Origin of the sequence: Serratia surfactantfaciens (assembly GCF_001642805.2) — a bacterium.
Lineage (GTDB): Bacteria > Pseudomonadota > Gammaproteobacteria > Enterobacterales > Enterobacteriaceae > Serratia > Serratia surfactantfaciens.
The window spans coordinates 3778301-3798335 of sequence record NZ_CP016948.1; the positions used below are offsets into that span (position 1 = coordinate 3778301).

The 20035-nt window shown below is 62.1% G+C and carries 17 protein-coding genes and 1 riboswitch; of the genes, 6 read left to right on the forward strand and 11 right to left on the reverse strand.

All coding sequences use genetic code 11. The annotated features are described in order from the left end of the window. Both ATE40_RS17715 and nudF read right to left on the reverse strand, forming a co-directional pair. On the reverse strand, nt 1-426 hold the full coding sequence (locus ATE40_RS17715) for a DUF1249 family protein (protein ID WP_004937244.1): 426 nt from the start codon (nt 424-426) through the stop codon (nt 1-3). Further along, nucleotides 426-1058, reverse strand: a complete 633-nt coding sequence (nudF, locus tag ATE40_RS17720) for an ADP-ribose diphosphatase (protein ID WP_004937242.1) — start codon at nt 1056-1058, stop codon at nt 426-428. Before nudF ends, ATE40_RS17715 begins: the two co-directional genes overlap by 1 nt. 347 nt (nt 1059-1405) lie before the next feature. Here nudF and tolC point away from each other — a divergent pair, with 347 nt between their 5' ends. Next, nucleotides 1406-2920, forward strand: coding sequence for an outer membrane channel protein TolC (gene tolC / locus ATE40_RS17725; protein ID WP_019453066.1), 1515 nt, complete (start codon nt 1406-1408; stop codon nt 2918-2920). A 150-nt stretch (nt 2921-3070) separates the two neighbouring features. After that, nucleotides 3071-5020 carry a dihydroxyacetone kinase operon transcriptional regulator DhaR gene (gene dhaR, locus ATE40_RS17730; RefSeq protein ID WP_063918729.1) on the forward strand — a complete coding sequence of 650 codons (1950 nt, stop codon included), beginning with the start codon at nt 3071-3073 and terminating at the stop codon, nt 5018-5020. Here the strand turns inward: dhaR and dhaM are convergent. The 5 genes from dhaM to ATE40_RS25030 form a co-directional block, all read right to left on the reverse strand. Then, nucleotides 5017-6447 (reverse strand): dihydroxyacetone kinase phosphoryl donor subunit DhaM, encoded by a 1431-nt coding sequence (dhaM, locus tag ATE40_RS17735; protein WP_063918728.1) that lies wholly within the window; start codon nt 6445-6447, stop codon nt 5017-5019. The genes dhaR and dhaM overlap by 4 nt on opposite strands. An 11-nt stretch (nt 6448-6458) precedes the next feature. After that, the gene (dhaL, locus tag ATE40_RS17740) at nt 6459-7091 is read right to left on the reverse strand and encodes a dihydroxyacetone kinase subunit DhaL (RefSeq protein ID WP_063918727.1); all 633 of its coding nucleotides are present in this window, start codon (nt 7089-7091) and stop codon (nt 6459-6461) included. Between the two features lie 9 nt (nt 7092-7100). Beyond that, on the reverse strand, nt 7101-8171 hold the full coding sequence (gene dhaK / locus ATE40_RS17745; protein ID WP_019453070.1) for a dihydroxyacetone kinase subunit DhaK: 1071 nt from the start codon (nt 8169-8171) through the stop codon (nt 7101-7103). A gap of 51 nt (nt 8172-8222) precedes the next feature. After that, on the reverse strand, nt 8223-9323 hold the full coding sequence (locus ATE40_RS17750) for a glycerol dehydrogenase (protein ID WP_063918726.1): 1101 nt from the start codon (nt 9321-9323) through the stop codon (nt 8223-8225). A 153-nt stretch (nt 9324-9476) separates the two neighbouring features. Beyond that, nucleotides 9477-9608, reverse strand: a complete 132-nt coding sequence (locus tag ATE40_RS25030; RefSeq protein WP_261799241.1) for a hypothetical protein — start codon at nt 9606-9608, stop codon at nt 9477-9479. Between the two features lie 68 nt (nt 9609-9676). Between ATE40_RS25030 and ATE40_RS17755 the strand changes: the two genes are divergently transcribed. After that, on the forward strand, nt 9677-10345 hold the full coding sequence (locus ATE40_RS17755) for a DUF1190 family protein (RefSeq protein ID WP_019453072.1): 669 nt from the start codon (nt 9677-9679) through the stop codon (nt 10343-10345). A gap of 3 nt (nt 10346-10348) precedes the next feature. After that, nucleotides 10349-11509 carry a glutathionylspermidine synthase family protein gene (locus ATE40_RS17760; protein ID WP_019453073.1) on the forward strand — a complete coding sequence of 387 codons (1161 nt, stop codon included), beginning with the start codon at nt 10349-10351 and terminating at the stop codon, nt 11507-11509. A gap of 48 nt (nt 11510-11557) precedes the next feature. Here ATE40_RS17760 and ygiD read toward each other — a convergent pair whose 3' ends face one another. After that, nucleotides 11558-12340: a 4,5-DOPA-extradiol-dioxygenase gene (ygiD, locus tag ATE40_RS17765; RefSeq protein ID WP_063918725.1), complete on the reverse strand. Its 783-nt coding sequence runs from the start codon at nt 12338-12340 to the stop codon at nt 11558-11560. A gap of 325 nt (nt 12341-12665) precedes the next feature. Here ygiD and ATE40_RS17770 point away from each other — a divergent pair, with 325 nt between their 5' ends. Next, on the forward strand, nt 12666-14198 hold the full coding sequence (locus ATE40_RS17770) for an alkaline phosphatase (protein ID WP_063918724.1): 1533 nt from the start codon (nt 12666-12668) through the stop codon (nt 14196-14198). 55 nt (nt 14199-14253) lie between these two features. Here ATE40_RS17770 and ribB read toward each other — a convergent pair whose 3' ends face one another. Then, on the reverse strand, nt 14254-14907 hold the full coding sequence (ribB, locus tag ATE40_RS17775; RefSeq protein ID WP_004937218.1) for a 3,4-dihydroxy-2-butanone-4-phosphate synthase: 654 nt from the start codon (nt 14905-14907) through the stop codon (nt 14254-14256). Nucleotides 14908-15016: 109 nt separating this feature from the next. Continuing rightward, nucleotides 15017-15177: riboswitch (FMN riboswitch) on the reverse strand. A 145-nt stretch (nt 15178-15322) separates the two neighbouring features. On the opposite strand from ribB, the gene ubiK reads away from it, so the two are divergent. Next, entirely contained in the window at nt 15323-15598 is a 276-nt protein-coding gene (gene ubiK / locus ATE40_RS17780; RefSeq protein ID WP_004937216.1) for a ubiquinone biosynthesis accessory factor UbiK, read from the forward strand. A gap of 51 nt (nt 15599-15649) precedes the next feature. On the opposite strand, the gene hldE is transcribed toward ubiK, so the two are convergent. Beyond that, nucleotides 15650-17080, reverse strand: coding sequence for a bifunctional D-glycero-beta-D-manno-heptose-7-phosphate kinase/D-glycero-beta-D-manno-heptose 1-phosphate adenylyltransferase HldE (gene hldE, locus ATE40_RS17785; RefSeq protein ID WP_019453075.1), 1431 nt, complete (start codon nt 17078-17080; stop codon nt 15650-15652). 77 nt (nt 17081-17157) lie between these two features. Further along, nucleotides 17158-19995 carry a bifunctional [glutamate--ammonia ligase]-adenylyl-L-tyrosine phosphorylase/[glutamate--ammonia-ligase] adenylyltransferase gene (gene glnE, locus ATE40_RS17790; protein ID WP_063918723.1) on the reverse strand — a complete coding sequence of 946 codons (2838 nt, stop codon included), beginning with the start codon at nt 19993-19995 and terminating at the stop codon, nt 17158-17160. Nucleotides 19996-20035: the final 40 nt, after the last annotated feature.

Consider the following 20035-nt stretch of genomic DNA (forward strand, 5'->3'; position numbering starts at 1 on the left):
CTAACAAACCGGAACCGCCATCGCTCCATGCGCCAAACAGTAGCGCAGCCAATCAGCAAGAAACTGGTTAATTTGATGCTTTTCGTCGCGTTGATGCAACTTTTTATTAGGATAATCATAACGCGCTTTAAAGCGGTAGATCTGCTGACTGGAACACACTTCCGCAACCATGGCGTCATGGTATAACCGCACCGTCATCGCGGGCAGGCTCCAGTAGCTGACCGCCGGAAAAATCTGCTCGATCTCCACCAGCGACGTGTAACGCGTGGACTCAACGATGGTCAAACGATAGCCGGCGCCGTTCACCTGATAAGTTACCGTTTCACCCGCTTCGTCGTTGCGCGGCAGCAAGCGGCGCAATTGCGCGAAGTTGGTTTCGCACAATCTCATCATTTCGGGGAAATCAGGGGTATAGCGCTGTTTCATTAGTTGGCCCACTCTTTTCTCAACGATTCATGGTGCAACGCCAGCCATTGCAATGCAATCACTGATGCGGCGTTATCGATCGCGCCCTCTTCGACCCAACGGTAAGCCTGCTCGCGGCTGACCACGTGGACGCGGATATCTTCATGCTCTTCCGCCAGGCCGTGGATGCCTTCGGCGGTGCCGGCGTCCACCTCGCCGACCATGATCGACAGACGTTCGCTGGTGCCGCCGGGGCTCGCCAGGTAGCTCAGCACCGGTTTGCAACGTCCGACCACCACGCCGGCCTCTTCCTGCGCTTCGCGGCGGCACACGTCTTCGACGCTTTCGCCGGTTTCGATCATACCCGCCACCATTTCCAGCAGCCAGGGCGAATTACTGGTATCGACCGCGGCGATGCGCAGTTGTTCAATCAGCACGACTTCGTCGCGCACCGGATCGTAAGGCAGCAGCACCGCCGCATGGCCGCGCTCGAAAATTTCACGCGTGATTTCAGGACTCATTTCGCCATTGAACAAGCGATGACGGAACCGGTATAAATTGAGTGAAAAAAAACCACGGTACAGCGTCTCGCGTGCAATAATCTCTACATCTTTTTTGTCGAAAGTGACGGGCGACGGCTGCGAACGGTTCATTAGCGAATTCTCCTGCGTGAGTATGCCGATAAAATAAACGGTTTTGATGACAGAAACAGCGGGACTGTCCGCCGCGGCTTTATGTTAGGCTGTTTTTCGCCGCCGGATGCGGCACGTTTGTGCGCTCGCATGTAATAGTGGGAAACAATCCGGATTGTCAGCCATAATATCAGCTGCAGTCGACCCGGGCAGTACGTCAAGGTAAATAGGCGGTCTGAAAGGTAAAAGTTGCGCGAGATGGCACATTCAGCCACCTGATGCGCACCGCAGACTCTGCTAGAATCGGCAACTATTTCGTCTATCGTCAGCGCTAACATAGCAATATTGCTGCACAACAAGGAATGCAAATGAAGAAACTGCTCCCCCTTCTTATCGGACTGAGCCTGGGCGGCTTCAGTGCAATGAGCCAGGCAGAGAACCTGCTGCAGGTCTACAAACAGGCCAGGGAAAGTAACCCGGATCTGCGCAAAAGTGCTGCTGACCGCGACGCCGCATTCGAAAAGATCAATGAAGCGCGCAGCCCGCTGTTGCCGCAGCTCGGCCTGAGCGCCGGTTACAACTACAATAACGGCTATCGCGACAGCAACGGCGTCAACAGCAATGTCACCAGCGCTTCGCTCGGCCTGACCCAAACCATTTTCGACATGTCGAAATGGCGCGCGCTGACGCTGCAGGAAAAGACCGCCGGCATCTCCGACGTGACCTTCCAGACGGCGGAACAGCAGCTGATCCTCAACACCGCGACCGCCTATTTCAACGTGCTGAGCGCCATTGACACGCTCTCCTATACCCAGGCGAACAAACAAGCGGTTTACCGTACGTTGGATCAAACCACCCAGCGCTTCAACGTAGGCCTGGTGGCGATCACCGACGTGCAGAACGCCCGTTCCTCCTACGACACCGTGCTGGCGGCCGAAGTCACCGCCCGCAACAACCTGGACAACGCGCTGGAAGCGCTGCGCCAGATCACCGGCACCTTCTATCCGGAGCTGGCCTCGCTGAATACCGATCGCTTCAGCACCCAGCGCCCGGAAGCGGTGAACAACCTGCTGAAAGAAGCGGAAGCGCGCAACCTGAGCCTGCTGTCCGCCCGTCTGAGCCAGGACCTGGCGCGCGAGCAGATCCGCTCTGCGCAGACCGGTTATATGCCGACGGTCAACCTGAATGCGTCGACCGGGATCACCAATACCCGTTACAACGGTTCCGCCACTCACGACACGCTGAGCTCCAGCCGTTACAGCAATTCTGATGCCGGCCAAAACCAGGTGGGCGTTTCGATCAGCCTGCCGCTGTACAGCGGCGGCGCAACCAACTCGCAGGTGGAACAGGCGCAGTACGGCTTTGTCGGCGCCAGCGAGCAGCTGGAAAGCGCCCACCGCGGCGTGGTGCAGACCGTGCGTTCGTCATTCAACAACGTCAACGCCTCGATCAGCAGCATCAACGCCTACAAACAGGCGGTGATCTCCGCGCAGAGCTCTCTGGATGCGATGGAAGCCGGTTACCAGGTGGGTACCCGCACCATCGTCGACGTGCTGAACGCCACCAGTACCCTGTATAACGCCAAGCAGCAGCTTTCCAGCGCGCGTTATACCTACCTGATCAACCAGTTGAACATCAAGTCGGCGCTCGGCACGCTGAACCAGAACGATCTGCTGACGCTGAACGGCGCACTGGGCAAACCGGTGTCGACCGCGCCTGACGCCGTCGCGCCGCAGAACCGTGCTCAGGACGCCTACGCGGACGGCTATCAGGACAACGCGCCGATGCAACAGGTCGCCGCGCCTGCGCCAACCGCTACCCGCGCTGCCGCACCGGCCGTCAGCCAGCCGGTTCGCAACAGCGGCAACCCATTCCGCAACTGATGCGCGCACGTTGATAAACACGGGGTTCGGCCTGCGCCGCACCCCGTTTTTTTTGCCCTATTTCCCCCGCTTCTGCCCACCGCCTCACAGCCGCCGCTGCGCCAGGTGGTATCATCGTCACTCTCGTTTTCGCAGTCTGGATGAGGTTCGATGGACAACGATTCACGCTGGCAGCGTTTGATTAACGACGGCGAACTGCCGCCGCCACTGCGCCCGACGCAGGCGGTTTACGCCTCCTGGCTGCGCTGCCGCAGCCTGATGCAGCCCGAGGTCTGGCAAGCGCCGCACCGCGCGCAGGGCGCCACCTTCGAATCGATTTGTCGCCGCAAGAACGACCTGCTGACGCTCGGCCAGGCGGCGCTGGAAGACGCCTGCGAATACATGGAGCCGCGCCGCTGCCTGCTGATGATCCTCGACGAGAGCGGCTGCATGCTGTGGCGCTGCGGCGACGCCCAAACCTGGGAGCATTTGCAGCAATTGGGGTTCGCCCCCGGCGCTTATTGGGCAGAGGGGCAGATCGGCACCAACGCCCCGGCGCTGGCGGCGGCGGAAGGCCATCCGGTGCGAGTGAGCGGTGAAGAACATGTGCGCCGGGCGCTGCACGGCTGGTCGTTCTGCGCCACGCCGGTTTACGACAACAGCGGCCGTCAGCGCGGCTCGATCGCGTTGGGCTGCCTGCTGGCCGATTGCGCCGCCGGTGATTTGTCGCTGACGCTGGCCATCGCCCGCGAAATCGGCAATTCACTGAACGCCGACGGCCTGCTGGCGGAGTCCAATCGCCATCTGAATCAGCTTTACGGCCTGCTGGACGGCGTGGACGACGGCGTAATGGCCTGGGATCACCGCGGCTACCTGCAATACATCAACCAACGCGCCGCCGGCCTGCTGAAGCTGGACGAACAGCAGAGCCAGGGCAAACCGCTGGCGCAACTGCTGACGCTGCCTGCCCTGCTCAAACGCGCCATCGCCGCTCGACAACCGCTGCAACACGTCGAGGTCACCTTCGAAAGCCAGCGGCAGTTTATCGCCGCCTTGCTGACGCTAAAGCCGATTTTCGACGGCGATCGCTGCAGTTTCATCGCTCTGCTGCACCCGCTCGAGCGATTGCGCCAGTATGTCAGCAGCCAGTTGGGGCGCGTCAGCCACAGCTTCGAGCAGATGCCCTCCGCCTCGCTGGAGATGCGGCGGCTGATCCGTTATGGGCAGCAGGCGGCCAAAGGCCAGCACCCGATCCTGCTGCGCGGGGAGGAAGGCGTCGGCAAAGAGCTGCTCAGCCAGGCCATCCACAACGCCGGCGAACGCGCCGCCGGGCCGTATATCGCCCTCAACTGCCAGCTGCTGCCGCAGGCGCAGGGGCTGCGTGAACTGCTGGGCAGCGACGCCAGCGAAGAAGAGGCCGGTCAGCTCAGCAAATTCGAATTGGCCAACGGCGGCACGCTGTACCTCGAACAGATCGAATACCTGCCGGCGGAGATGCAGTCGGCGCTGCTGCAGGTGCTGAAAACCGGTGTAGTGATCCGCCTCAATTCCAGCCGGGTGATCCCGGTCGATGTGCGGGTGATCGCCGGCAGCGCCGCCGATCTGCCGCTGCTGGTGCAGCAAAACCGCTTCCGCCGCCAGCTGTTTTACAGCCTGCAGGCGTTCGAGATCCAGATCCCACCGCTGCATCAGCGGCTGAGCGATATTCCGCTGCTGGTCAAACACCATCTGCGCACGCTGGAGCAGCATTTTCAGTGCCGCTTTCGGGTGGATGACGAAGTGATGACCCAGTTGGCGCTCTACCTGTGGCCGGGCAACGATTTGGAACTGAAAGGGGTGGTGGAGCGCGCGGCGATGATCTGCCACGGCCACCACATCCAGCTGGCGGATCTGCCGGCGCACCTGCTCGGCCAGCCGTCACTGCTGGAGAGCGATCCGCAGCCCGGCGCGCCGCTGTTGACGCTGACGGACATGGAGCGCCAGGCGATCCTCCGCGCGGCGACCGTCAGCCGCGGCCAGCTGACGGAGATGGCGCAGCTGCTGGGCATCGGCCGCACCACCCTGTGGCGGAAGATCAAACAGCACGGGATCGACATCCGCCAATTCAAGCTGCGCGCTTAGTGGCTGAGCTGCAACACCCCGCGCGCGGCGTCCAACATCGCTTTCTGCCCGCTGCGGGTTTTGCTCAGGCAATCCTGCATGCCGACCACCATCGGAATGCCCATCGCCTTCGCCAAAATGGCGCTGTGCGACAGGGCATTGCCGCCGCTCAGGCAGATGCCGAGCACCAGCCGGCGGTCGAGCATCACCACCTCTGAGGGCATCAGCTCGTCCATCACCAGTATCGACGGTTCTGCCAGCGCGATGGCCGGCAGCGCCTGCCCCTCTAGATGGCACAGCGTGCGGCGCAGCATGTCGCGCACGTCCAGTTCGCGCGCCCGCATGTAGTCGTCATCCAGCTCGCGGTACTCTTCGGCGATCGCCTCCAGCACCTGTCGCCAGGCCTGCTCGGCGCTGCATAGCTGCTGCGCAATGCGGGTGTAAGCCGCCTGCTGCAGATCCGGGTCGTCCAGCAGCATGCTGTGAGCGCCGAAGATCGCCGCCTGCGGCTTGCCGATCAGCGTGCCGGTGCGCTCCGCCAGCCGGTTCAGATCGCTCAACGTTTGCTGCAGCGCCTCCCGCAGGCGTTGCTGTTCGCCCAACACCTCGTCCGCGCCAATCCGTCGATCGGCGGCTGGCGGCCAGAAACTGCGGGCCTGAAACACCGGCCCGCTGGTGACGCTTTCCGCCACCGGGATGCCATGCAGCGAAGGCTGCTGCCGCTCGGAGACCGTCTCGCCGAAGTGTTGCTCCGCCAGCGCCTTGAACGCCGCCAGCGCTTCGTCCGCCTGCGCGCCGTCGGCGATCAGGCGAATGGTGTCGCCGTGACGCACCTGCAGCAGCGCCAGCTGATTGAGGCTGCGCGGATCGACGCACTGCCCCTGTTTTTCCAGCACCAGCTCGGCCTTGAACGGCGCCAGCGCCTCGACCAGCCGCGCCGCCGGGCGCGCGTGCAGCCCGTGCGGGTTCTGCACCGTCCAGGTTATGCTTTTGCCCTGCGCCAGCGGCAAAGCCGCGTTCTTCGCGGCCGGTGAGCCTTCGCCCAGCTGCGCCTGCTTGGCCTGCAGCGCGCCCTGCGCCTCCGCCACCACCTGCTCCAGCGAAGCGCCGGAGTTGGCGGCCACCACCGCCGCCAGCGTGCCTTCGACCAGCGGCGCGGCGCAAAGCCGCACCTTGGCGGCCAACTCCGGATCCAGCAGATCGAGCGCGGTTTCCGCACTGAGCAGCGCGCTGCCCAAATCCATCAGCACCAGAATGCCATCGCCGTCGGCGACCGATTCAATAGCCTCCATGACCTTGACCGCGTCGGTGCCGATCGGGTGCTCCTCGTCATCCACGCCCGCCGCCAGCGCCAGCTTGCAGCCGTCGCCACGCATCATCTGCCGCGCCAACTGCTCAACGCCGCGCGCCAGCAACGCGCTGTGCGAAACCACCACGATATTAATCATCTCGCCTCCTGCTAACTGCCGGCGACCTCGGCCAGCGTTTTCATCATCAGCATCACCGAAGTGGCGCCGGGATCCTGGTGGCCGATGCTGCGCTCGCCCAGGTAACTGGCCCGCCCCTTGCGCGCCTGCATGGTGATGGTGCTCTCCACCGCCCGCTCGGCGCTGTCGGCGGCGCGCTGCAACGCCTCCGCCACGCTCAGGTTCTGCTGCGCGGACTGACCGAGGCTCACCACCACCGGCCACCAAACGTCGCACATGGTCTTGTCGCCCGGCTCCGCTTTGCCGCGCATCACCACGCCTTCAACCCCTTCCTGCATTACCTGATGCAGCTCCGTCAGATCCAGGCTTTGCTTGGCGTTCGCCGCCTGCGCCGCGCGGATGAAGAAGGTGCCGAACAGCGGGCCGCTCGCGCCGCCTACGCTCGACAGCAGCGTCATGCCGGTGTTTTTCAGGATAAAACCGATGTCTTTGTCCGCCACCGACGGCAGCTTTTCCACCACCTTATTGAAACCGCGGTTCATGTTCAGACCGTGGTCGGCATCGCCGATCTCGGTGTCCAGCTGGGTCAGAAAATCGCGCTCCCGGCTGAACACTTCGCCGCAACGCATCAGCCAATCGACGACCTGTTGTTTGGTCAACGCCATGATTCCTCCTCAGCAACCCCAACGCAGCGCAGGCGTTTTCACCGGCGCATCCCACAAGGACAACAGCTCGTCGTCCACGTTCAACAGCGTGATGGACACGCCTTGCATATCCAGCGAGGTGCAGTAAGCGCCCACCAGGTTGCGTTCGATGATGATGCCCGCCTCGGCGCAACGTTCCGCCAACCGATGGTACACACCGTACAGTTCGGACAGCGGCGTGGCACCCAGGTTGTTGACCAACGCGATCACCCGATCGCCGCGCGTCAGCGGCTGCTTGGTCTGCATCTCGTCGCGCCACTCGCCCTGCTGACGATCCCAGACGCGGATCGTGCGCTGATAGTGACCGTGGTCGATCAGCGTATGGAACATGTCATCCACCGCCGCGTTGAGCGTGGTGAACGGGCGGCGCGCAATACCCGGCTCGCCGTGAATGCCGACGCCGAACTCCATCTCGTTCTCCGCCAGGGTGAACGACGGCTTGCCGGCGGCCGGGACGGTACAGGCGCCCAGCGCAATGCCGATCGAATGCCCGTGGTTGTTGATGCGATGCCCCAGCGTCACCACGCTGTCCAGGTCGTCGCCGCGCGCCGCAGCGGCGCCCAACAGTTTCTCCATCAGCACGGTGTTGGCCACCCCGCGCCGCCCGGCGGTGAACAGGCTGTCTTTGACCGCCACGTCGTCATCCACCAGCACCGTCGCCACCGCGACGCCGCTGTCGTGCAGCAGCTCGGTGGCGGTTTCGAAGTTGAGCACGTCGCCGGTGTAGTTTTTAATCAGCAGCAATACGCCGGCGCCGCCGTCGATCGCCTGACCGCATTCGTACATTTTATCCGGCGTCGGCGAGGTGAAAATCTCGCCCGGACAGGCGCCGTCGAGCATCCCTTCACCGACGAAACCGCAGTGCATCGGCTCGTGGCCGCTGCCGCCGCCGGACAGGATCGCCACCTTGCCCGCCACCGGCGCGTCGGCGCGGGTCACGAACACCGGATCCGCGTGCACCAGCAGCTCGGGATGGGCTTCCGCCAGCCCCTGCAACTGCTCTTCCAACACCGACTCGACCTGATTGATCAGTTTTTTCACGATGGTTTCCTTTGTAAGAACAGGGGCGCGGCGCACCGCGCCCCAAGGGTATCAATGACGCTGCAGCCAGGCAGCGCCCAGCCGATCCGCCGTCAGGATCGCCGCCTGCACGCTGGCGGGGGTGACCTCGAACGGCATGTTGTGAATGGTTTCGCCGGCGGCGCAGCTGGCCTCGGCCACCGCCATCATCTTCGCCGTCGCATCGCCGGCGACGCCCATCTGCGCCAGCGTGATCGGCAAGCCGATGCTGTGGCAAAACGCCAGCACGGTCTCAATCTGCGCCATCGGGCTGTTCTGCAACACCAGCTGCGTCAGGGTGCCGAACGCCACTTTCTCGCCGTGATACAGGTGGTGGCACTCCTCCAGCACCGTGAAGCCGTTGTGAATGGCGTGCGCCGCCGCCAATCCGCTGCTCTCGAAGCCGATGCCGCTCAGGTAAGTATTGGCTTCGATGATGCGTTCCACCGCTTCCGTCACCACGCCGGCCTCGACCGCCAGTTTGGCCTTCACCCCTTCGGCCAGCAGCGTGTCATAACACAGCCGCGCCAGGCTGAGCGCCGCCAGCGTCGATTTGCCGCCGGCCATGCTGGTAGCCTGCGCGTCGAAGCAGGCCTGCGCCTCGAAATAGGTGGAGAGCGCGTCGCCCATGCCGGCCACCAGCAGGCGCACCGGCGCTTTGGCGATGATGGCGCTGTCCATCACCACCATGTCCGGGTTGCGCGGGTAAATCAGATATTCGGCGAATTCGCCCTGTTCGGTGTAGAGAACCGACAGCGCGCTGGTCGGCGCATCGGTAGAGGCGATGGTGGGGATGAGCACCACCGGCAGCTGTTGGTAGTGTGCGACGGCCTTGGCGGTGTCGAGCGTCTTGCCGCCGCCGACACCGATCACGCCGCGGCAACCGTGGGCCTGCAGCTCGCGGCCGAGCCGGTCTATCTCTTTACGGCAGCACTCGCCGTTGAAGCGGGCCGCATGATGCTTCACGCCGTGCTGCTGCAGGCTGCCCATCAGAGTGTCGCCCGCCAGTTGCATCACGAAGTCGTCAGCGATCACGAAATAGTGATCGGCGAGGGATTTGGCGTATTCGCCGACGGCAGCCAACGCATTGGCGCCCTGAATGTATTTGCCTGGTGACTGGATGATTCTCAACATAACCGGATCCTTGTAGGGAATTGGCGATGGTAACGTTCAGATATCAGGTGATGACGCGCCGACTTCGCCGCCGGCTTGTTGTTATGCTTCGACTATGAGCGCCTGCCGTCCGCCTGGCGAGCCTCGCGATTTTTGTTCCATTATGGAACATCATCATAGCGCTAACGTTTCATGATGAAACGCCAACGCGCGTTTTTTCGCCGTGAAAGCGAACTGGCGCACACCCCAACGTATAACTGCGTAAAGAGTGGCTTCTGCGGGCGTTTCAGCTTTAATTTTGACCATGTTTCCCCTATCCTTAGCGCCACTACTGGGAAAGGGCGAAAACAGCCCGCATGATGGGATTGATAACGATGAAACGGACAAAAAACATCAACCAAGAGACGTTCCGCAAATCCTGGCGCAGCTACCGTGTCGCGCCCGTGGCCTTGGCGATCAGCGCCGTCTTTATGCTGGCCGGCTGCGAGAAGAGCGATGAAACGGTCTCCCTGTATCAGAATGCCGATGACTGTTCGCGCGCCAACCCTTCGATGAGCGAGCAGTGCACCACCGCCTACAACAACGCCCTGAAAGAAGCGGCGAAAACCGCGCCTAAATACGCGACCCGCGAGGACTGCGTCGCCGAATTCGGCGAAGCGCAGTGCACTCAGGCGCCGGCCCCGGCGCAGGCCGGCATGGCGGCGGAATCGCAAAGCAGCGGCAGCTTCTGGATGCCGCTGATGGCGGGCTACATGATGGGCCGCCTGATGGGCGGTTCCGGCTTCGCGCAGCAGCCGCTGTTCACCTCCAAGAACGCCGCCAGCCCGGCGAACGGCAAATTTGTCGACGCCAGCGGCAAGAGCTACGGCCCGGCCACCGCCGGCGGCCGCACCATGACGGTGCCGAAAACCGCGATGGCGCCAAAGCCTGCGGTCACCAACACCGTGACCCGCGGCGGCTTCGGCGAGACCGTGGCCAAACAGACCAGCATGCAGCGCAGCAGCGCTACCTCCAACTCCAGCTCTCGCAGCATGGGCGGTTGATGCATGAAACGTATTGCCATTACCGAGCGCCCGGACTGGCGCGAAAAAGCGACCGAGTTCGGTTTCCGTTTCCACACCATGTACGGCGAGCCGTACTGGTGTGAAGACGCCTATTACCAGTTCACGCTGGCGCAGATTGAAGAGATCGAAAGCGCCACCGCCGAGCTGCACCAGATGTGCCTGCAGGTGGTGGAGAAAGTGGTCGCCAGCGACGAGCTGATGGCCAAGTTCTGCATCCCGAAACACACCTGGGAGTTCGTACGCAGCTCCTGGCGCACCAACCAGCCGTCGCTGTATTCGCGTCTCGATCTGGCCTACGACGGCGTCAACCCGCCGAAGCTGCTGGAGAACAACGCCGATACGCCGACCTCACTCTATGAGGCGGCCTTCTTCCAGTGGCTGTGGCTGGAAGACCAGATCAACGCCGGCAAGCTGGATCCGCAATCGGATCAGTACAACAGCCTGCAGGAGAAGCTGATCGAGCGTTTCGCCGAGCTGAAAGCGCACCACGGCTTCGGTCTGCTGCACCTGGCGTGCTGCCAGGACAGCGAAGAAGATCGCGGCACGGTGCAATATCTGCAGGACTGCGCGCAGGAAGCCGGTCTGCCGACCGAATTCCTGTTCATGGAAGACATTGGCCTTGGCGAGAAAGGCCAGTTCACCGATCTGCAGGATCAGGTGATCGGCAACCTGTTCAAGCTCTACCCGTGGGAGTTCATGCTGCGCGAGATGTTCTCCACCAAGCTGGAAGACGCCGGCGTGCGTTGGCTGGAGCCGGCCTGGAAGAGCATCATCTCCAACAAGGCGCTGCTGCCGCTGCTGTGGGAAATGTTCCCGAACCACCCTAACCTGCTGCCGGCTTATTTCGCGCAAGACGATCATCCGCCGATGGATCATTACGTCACCAAGCCGCTGTTCTCACGCGAAGGCGCCAATATCCAGATCGTCGAAAACGGTCAGGAAGTGGCGCGCGTCGATGGGCCGTACGGCGAAGAAGGCATGATCGTGCAGCAGTTCCATCCGCTGCCGAAGTTCGAAGACAGCTACACGCTGATCGGCAGCTGGCTGGTGAACGATCAACCTTGCGGTATCGGCCTGCGCGAAGATCGCGAACTGATCACGCAGGATCTGTCGCGCTTCTATCCGCACACCATCCTCGGCTGATCGCACCGCTGAAGGCAAAAACGCCAGTCAGAGACTGGCGTTTTTTCTTTATCCCACCTGTACCGACAGCATACTCAGCGCCCCCATTTCGATACCATCGATCGGCACGCTGATGGCCTCTTTTCCATCCCAACCGCCAAGCACATACAGCAACGGCAGATAGTGTTCCGGCGTCGGATTCGACAGCGCCGCCCCCTCATGGCGCATGAAATCCACCAGCGGATGGTTATCGCCCCGATAACGCAGGTTATCCCGGACAAAGTTATTGAATGATTCCGCCCACGGGTAGGCGCTGGTATCGCCCTGCCATTTCACCATGCGCAGGTTGTGCACCACGTTACCGCTGGCGACGATCATCACGCCCTCGTCCCGCAGCGCGGCGAGTTTGCGGCCCAGCTCATAGTGATAGGCCGCCGGCTGTGTGCCGTCGACGCTGAGCTGCACCACCGGAATATCAGCATCGGGATACATTTTGATCAATACGCCCCAGGTACCGTGATCCAATCCCCACTCGCCGAGATCCGCCGTTACCGGCACCGGCGCCAGGATTTGCTGCAGCTGCGCGGCCAGCGTGGGAGAGCCCGGCGCCGGATAGCGGGTATCAAACAGCGCCTGCGGGAACCCCCCGAAGTCGTGAATGGTTTTGGGTTTTTCCATCGCGGTGACCGCAGTGCCGCGGGTGTACCAATGCGCGGAAACCGCCACGATCGCCTTCGGGCGCGGCAATGACTCACCCAACGCACGCCATGCCCGGGTGTAGCGGTTGTCTTCCAGCACGTTCATCGGGCTACCATGGCCCAGGAACAGTGCCGGCATACGAGAGGTGTTCATAGGGGGATCCTTAGTTCAAATTGTGCTATGGCGTTACATTACGCGCTTTGCCGCAGCAACACAGCCGGATAACCGTGATGATGATCTTCAATAAATTTGAATTAAAAAGCGCAAAAATGCACCGACCAACAGAAAGTTAAAAAACACATACTTTTCAATTAATTAATAAATTCTGTGAATACCATGGCATTACTGCCACACAGATCTAATTTGTGAACAATTTATGTATTTTTTGTTAACGCAGTCGATACACTCCTCTTTCAGTCGACAGGGTGTTGGCAGCCCGTCGGCGCTACGGGAATCACGTCTCACCAAGGAGGAATTCATGTTCAGACCCACACTGGCAACCCGCCTGGCGCTTTCCATGACCTTGCTGGCCACCGCAACGGCAGCCGCCGGCGCGGCGGACAAAGCGCAGCTGACGCAGCGCGAAGACCCTTATTTCCTTCAGGCGCAAACTCAGCTGCAACAGCGGCTGAAGCAAACACCAAACACCAACCGCGCCAAAAACGTCATTCTGGTGGTCGGCGACGGCATGGGGTTTTCCACCGTGACCGCCGCTCGCATTTTTGAAGGGCAGCAGCGCGGCGTGGACGGCGAATCCAACGTGCTGGCCTGGGAAGCGTTCCCCTATCTGGCGGCGGCCAAAACCTATTCCGCCGACGCCCAAATCACCGACTCCGCGCCCAGCGCGGTGGCGATGACCACCGGTGTCAAAACCATCAACGATCTGATGGGCCTCAACCATACGGCCGCCCTCAACAATTGCGAAGACCAGCAAACCAAGACCGTCACCACGCTGTGGGAGATGGCCGCAACGCTCGGCATGTCCACCGGCGCCGTGACGACCGCGACCATTACCCACGCCACGCCGGGCGCCACCTATGCCCATATCGCCAACCGCGACTGGGAATCCGACGCCAAAATGCCGGCGGATGCTCTGGCCGCAGGCTGCCGCGACATCGCACGCCAGCTGGTGGAAATGAAATACGGCAACGGCCTGAACGTGGCGATGGGCGGTGGGCGCGCCAACTTCCTGCCCGACGGCGTGAGCGATCCGGAATACCCCGACAAGAAAGGCGCCAGAAAGGATGGCCGCGACCTGACGCAGGCCTGGCTGCAACGCTACGGCGAGCGTGGGCAATACGTATGGAATCAAGCGCAGTTCGACAAAATCGATCCGGCCAAAGTCGACCACCTGCTGGCCCTGTTCGAACCGTCGCACATGAACTTCGAGCACGATCGGCGGCAAGACGCGGCGGGAGAGCCTTCGCTGGCGGAAATGACCGGCAAGGCCATCGATATTTTGGCCAGGAATCCCGAAGGCTACCTGCTGTTGGTGGAGGGCGGACGCATCGATCACGGCAGCCATAACGGTAACGCCTACCGCACGCTGAGCGACGCGGCCGCGCTGAACGAAGCGGTGAAAACCATCGTCGACAAGGTCAATCTGGACGAGACCCTGGTGATCGTAACCGGCGATCACAGCCACACGCTGACCATTGCCGGCTATGCCAAGCGAGGCAATCCCATCCTCGGCATTTCCGTCGGCGTCGACGGCAAACCGCGGCTGGGCAGCGACGGCAAGCCTTACACCACCGCCGGCTTCGCCAACGGCCCCGGCGGCACAATCCCATTGACCGAGCGCCCGGCATTGACCATGGAGCAGGCCACTGCGCCCGACTTTATTCAGCCAGCGCTGGTGCCGCTGAAAAGTGAGACGCACGGCGGGGAAGATCTCGGCATCTACGCCATCGGCCCCTGGGCGCATCTGTTCCAGGGTACGGTAGAGGAGAACTACACCTTCCACGTGATGAATTACGCCAGCCGCATCGGCGAACGCCTGTCAAAACAGTAGCCACAAAAAAAAGCCGCGTTGAGCGGCTTTTTTTATCGTTGAAAGCGGCCGGCTATCAGCTGGCTTTTTTCTCGTGCGCCTGGCGGTAGGCCACCAGATCTTCGATGGTCAGCACCACCATGTCGTGCTGTTTGGCGAAGGTGATCACTTCCGGCGCATGCGCCATGCTGCCATCGTCGTTGGTCAGTTCACACAGCACGCCAGCAGGTTTGAAGCCGGCCATGGAGACCAGATCGATGGTCGCTTCGGTGTGACCGCGGCGGCTCAGCACGCCGCCCGGCTGCGCGCGCAGCGGGAATACGTGGCCCGGACGGTTCAGGTCGCTCGGCTTGGCGCTGTCTGCCACCGCCGCACGGATGGTGGTCAGGCGATCGGAAGCGGAAACCCCGGTAGTCACGCCCTGCGCCGCTTCGATGGTCACGGTGAAGGCGGTCTGGAACTGGCTGGAGTTGTTGGTCACCATCATCGGCAGCTCAAGCTGCTGACGGCGTTCTTCGGTGATGCACAGGCACACGATACCGCTGCCGTGGCGAATGGTCAGCGCCATCTGCTCAACGGTCATGGTTTCCGCGGCGAAGATCATATCACCTTCGTTTTCACGATTTTCATCATCGAGCACCATCACGCCGCGCCCGTTGCGCAGTGCGTCGATCGCGCGTTCAACGCGTTCTGTCGGCGTGCCGAAGTCTGAAAGTAGCGTCTGATTCATGGTAAAAAACCTCATTAAAAATTATGGATTACCAGAACCAGGGCGATCTTGAGGAGTAGCTAACAATAGCTAAAAAAATAACGCAAGCGGGCGCAAGCCCGGCAGATACCGTTACTCTCTCCCATCCGGACTATAACCGTCGGCCCCGGAATTACACCGGATCTGCTGACCTCTAACCGGCCTTTACAGGCTGGCTGAGCGCTCGCGGGCTTTCACCGTAGAAGGTGATTTACCGCCGGTGGGGACTTTCACCCCGCCCTGAGAATAAGCAGGATGACTATAACGCTAATGGGTAGGCAGGGCAATTGGCAAAAGCACAATTCGGCCACGCACGGCGAATGCGCTTAATGGTTTATCCGGCGGGCAACTCGCATTACACTAAGCGGCAGCTATTAAACTCTGAAAGGGATACGCCATGATTGACCCGAAAAAAATCGAACAAATCGCACGCCAGGTTCATGAGTCCATGCCTAAAGGCGTTCGTGAATTCGGGGAAGACGTTGAGAAAAAAATCCGTCAGGTACTGCAGTCGCAGCTTACCCGCCTGGATTTGGTTAACCGCGAAGAGTTCGACGTACAGACTCAGGTGCTGCTGCGCACCCGCGAGAAGCTGGCGCTGTTGGAACAGCGCATGGCCGAGCTGGAAAGTAAACTGAGCGCGGCGCCGGCGGCCAAACAGGAAGACGAGTAATTCCCGCCAAGGGCGCGCACCGCGCGCCCTTGTTCTTTACGTCGCCCGGCGTTAGCCGCGCCCGTCTTTGATCGCTTTGATGATGTTGGTGGTCGACAGGCCGTCTTCAAAGTTCAGCACTTTGACATCGCCGCCGTTGGCCCACACTTCCGCACTGCCGGCAATCTCTTCCGGTTTGTAATCACCGCCTTTCACCAGCAGATCCGGCAGAATGTCGGCAATCAGACGCTGCGGCGTGTCTTCTTCGAACGGCACCACCCAATCCACCGCTTCCAGCGCGCCCAGCACGATCATGCGATTCTCCAGCGCGTTGACCGGGCGTGTTTCCCCTTTCAAACGCTTGGTCGACGCATCGCTGTTCACCGCCACGATCAGGCGATCGCCCAGTTTGCGAGCGTTGGCCAGATAGGAAACGTGGCCGGCATGCAGAATGTCGAAGATGCCGTTGGTCATCACGACTTTCTCGCCGCGCTGGCGCGCCTGCGCCACGGCGTGTTTCAACTGCGCTTCGGTCATCACGCCAAAACCGGTTTCGGCACGGCCGCGCACCGCGTTTTCCAGCTCGATAGGCGACACGGTGGACGTACCGAGTTTGCCCACCACTACGCCGGCGGCGGCGTTGGCCAGGAAACAGGACTCTTCCAGCGAGTTGCCGGCGGCCAGCGAGGCGGCCAGCACGCCGATCACGGTGTCGCCGGCGCCGGTCACATCGAACACTTCCTGCGCCTGGGTCGGCAAGTGCAGCGGCTCAACGCCAGGCTGCAGCAGCGTCATGCCGTGCTCGGAACGGGTGACCAGCAGCGCCGACAGCTCGAAATCCGCCACCAGCTTCATGCCGCGTTCCACCAGTTCCGCCTCATCCTTGCAATGGCCCACCACCGCTTCAAATTCGGACAGGTTCGGCGTCAGCAGCGTCGCGCCGCGATAGCGTTCAAAATCAGAACCTTTCGGATCGATCAGCACCGGCACTTTGGCGGCGCGCGCCAATTGGATCATGCCCTGCACCTGGCTGAGCGCGCCCTTGGCGTAATCGGACAGCACCAGCGCGCCGATCTGCGGCAGCGCCTGCTGAATGCGCTCCAGCATCGGCTGCGGATCGACGTTGGAGAAGCCTTCTTCGAAGTCGAGACGGATCAGCTGCTGGTTACGCGACAGCACGCGCAGCTTGGTGATGGTCGGATGGGTCGGCACCGAGACGAAGTCGCAGCGCACGTTGACTTCATTCAGCTTGGCGCTCAGCGCCCGCGCCGCATCGTCGATGCCGGTCAGGCCCACCAGGCGGGACGTTGCCCCCAGCGAAGCGATGTTCATCGCCACGTTAGCCGCGCCGCCGGGACGCTCTTCGATGGTATCGACCTTGACCACCGGCACCGGGGCTTCCGGTGAAATGCGGCTGGTCGGCCCATACCAATAGCGATCCAACATGACGTCACCGACCACCAGCACACCGGCGCGGCGAAAATCAGGCAGCGTAACTTTCATCCGATAACTCCAAAAAAGAACAAAATTTTAGTGGCGCAGATATTACCACAGACCGCCGGAATACCCGCAAAAAGGTATTAATCCAGCCATTTGGCCCAGCTGACGCGCACCTGCTCACGCTCGGCGGCGAACTGCTCGCTGCCGACCTTGCCGGAATGCTCCTGCAGCGCCAGATGGTGGATCTCGTCGCGCATGGTGACATAGGCCTGGGTCAGCGCGCGCGCCTCCTCTTCCGGCATGATGTCGTAATTGGCCATCAGCTCGAAGATGCGCACGTTGTCCGACCAACGCGTCAGGCGCGGTTCGCCCGGCGCATAGCGTAAGACCAGATATTGGGCGATAAATTCGATGTCGGTAATGCCGCCCTCATCGGTTTTGATATCAAACAGATCGCGCTGTTTGTTGCCGAGATGGTTGCGCATCTTTTCGCGCATCTCGCGCACTTCACGCTTCAGCACCTCCGCATCGCGCGTTTTGCACAGGATCTCGCGCCGGATCGCGTCGAACTGCTGATGCAGCGCCGGATCGCCATGCACGATGCGCGCACGCACCAAGGCCTGATGCTCCCAGGTCCAGGCTTCGTTTTGCTGGTAGTCGGCGAACGCCTCGACGGTGCTGACCAGCATCCCCGCAGCGCCGGAAGGCCGCAGGCGCGCGTCCACTTCATACAGAATGCCGGAGGAGGTGCGGGTGCTGAACAGATGCATCACCCGCTGCGCCAACCGCAGATAGAACTGACGGCCGTCGATGCAGCGATCGCCGTCGGTCATCACCTCCGGCGGGCAATCCAACAGGAACACCAGATCGAGATCGGAACTGTAGCCCAGCTCCCAGCCGCCCAGCTTGCCGTAGCCGATCACCGCAAAGCCGCGCCCTTCGCGCTCCTGCAGATGGGTCGGTTGGCCGTAGCGCGCCACCATGTCGCTCCAGGCCTGTTGCACCACCGCGTCGATGATCGCCTCAGCCAGGTAAGTCAGGTGATCGCTCACTTTCATCACCGGCAGCGCCCCGGCGATATCCGCCGCGGCGATGCGCAGCTGCTGCGCCTGTTTGAATTGGCGCAGCGCCTCCAGCTTTTGCTCTTCGTCGTCTTCCGGCACCCGCAGCAGGTACTGACGCAGCTCGCTGCGATAGGCGTCCAGCGCCACCGGCTGATACAGCGTGGCCGGATCCAGCAGTTCGTCCAGCAACAGCGGGTAACGCGACAGTTGGTTGGCGACCATCGGCGACGCGGCGCACAGGCGGATCAGATGGCTGAGCGCCGCATGATACTCCACCAGCAGCTCGAGGTAGGTGGTGCGGGTGACGATGCTCAGCAGCAGCTGCGCCAGCCGCACCAGCGCGGTCGGCGCGTCCTGCCGCGGGCACACCTCCGCCAGCAGGCGCGGCATCAGCTGATCGAGCACGTCGCGGCCGCGCGGGCCGATGGTGCGCTTGTCGACGTCATGGCGGAAATCGGCGATGGTGCGCAGCATCTGTCGGCGCCCCTCTTCATCGAGGTGCGGCGTCAGCGGCGCCAGCTCGTTCTCCTCCAGCGCGTCCTGCCACAGGCTGTGGTAGTGCTGATAGTCGGGATCTTCGCCGACATCCGGACTATCGTCGCCGATCAGGTCGTCGAACACCGCACGCACCGCCTGCATATGTGCGTCCAACGCCGCCATCAGCGCCGCCCAATCCGCCAGCCCCATGCCGTAAGCCAGCCGCGCCTGATCGAGCACATCCTGCGGCAACGTCTGGGTTTGCTGATCGCCGATCGCCTGCAGCAGGTTCTCCAACCGCCGCAGGAACAGGTAAGCGGCGCTCAGCGCCCGCACCTGCTCGTTCTCCAGCAGCCCCAGTTCTCCCACCGCCTGCAGCGTCGGCAGCAGCGAACGCCCCTGCAGCGCCGGCTCGCGGCCGCCGCGGATCAGTTGAAACACCTGAGTGATAAACTCGATTTCGCGAATGCCGCCGGCGCCCAGCTTGATGTTATCCTTCAGGCCCCGCCGCCGCACTTCACGGGCGATCATGCCCTTCATGTTGCGCAATGATTGAATGACGCTGAAATCGATATAGCGACGGAACACGAACGGCCGCAGGGTTTTGCGCAGCTCCTGGCTGTAAGCGTCTTCCGCCCCGCCCATCAGGCGCGCCTTCACCATCGCATAACGTTCCCAGTCGCGCCCCTGCTCCTGGTAGTAATCCTCCAGCGCCGCAAAGCTCATCACCAGCGGGCCGCTGTCGCCGAACGGCCGCAGCCGCATATCCACGCGATAGACGAAGCCGTCGATGGTCTGCTGATCCAGCGCTTTGATCAGCCGCTGGCCGAGGCGGGTGAAGAACTGGGCATTGTCCAGCTCGCGCCGCCCGCCCTGGGTTTGGCCGTTTTCCGGGTAGGCGAAGATCAGATCGATATCCGACGAGAAGTTCAGCTCGCCGCCGCCCAGCTTGCCCATGCCGAGGATCAGCAGCGGCTGTGGTTCGCCGGCGGCGTTGCACGGCGTGCCCCACTCGCGGCAACAGGTTTGGTACAGCCAGTCGCGCGCGCTGACGATCAGCGTTTCCGCCAATCCGCTCAGCTGCAGCAGCGTTTCTTCGGTCGAACACAGCCCCTGCGCCTGCGCCCAGGCGATGCGCACCAGCGTTTCGCGGCGAAACAGACGCAGCGTGCGCATCAGCTGCGCTTCATCGCGCACCTCTTCCAGTTCGTCCTGCAGCCAGGCGGCGTAGTGTTGCCACTCGCCGGGCGCCGGCGGCTGTTCGCGCAGCGTCGCCAACCAGGCCGGCTGGGCGAGAAGCGCGTCGCTGACGAAATCGCTCGACGCCAGCACCCACTGCTCTTGCTCGCTAAAGGCGCAGTCTGCGCCGTGAACTTCCTGAAAACGCTGCACAACCTGCTGTGCCTGAGCCTGCAACGCGGCTGAAAGTGGCGACATAGTGTATGACCCGTTCTGCGGCCCACGGCTGGCGGGCCGG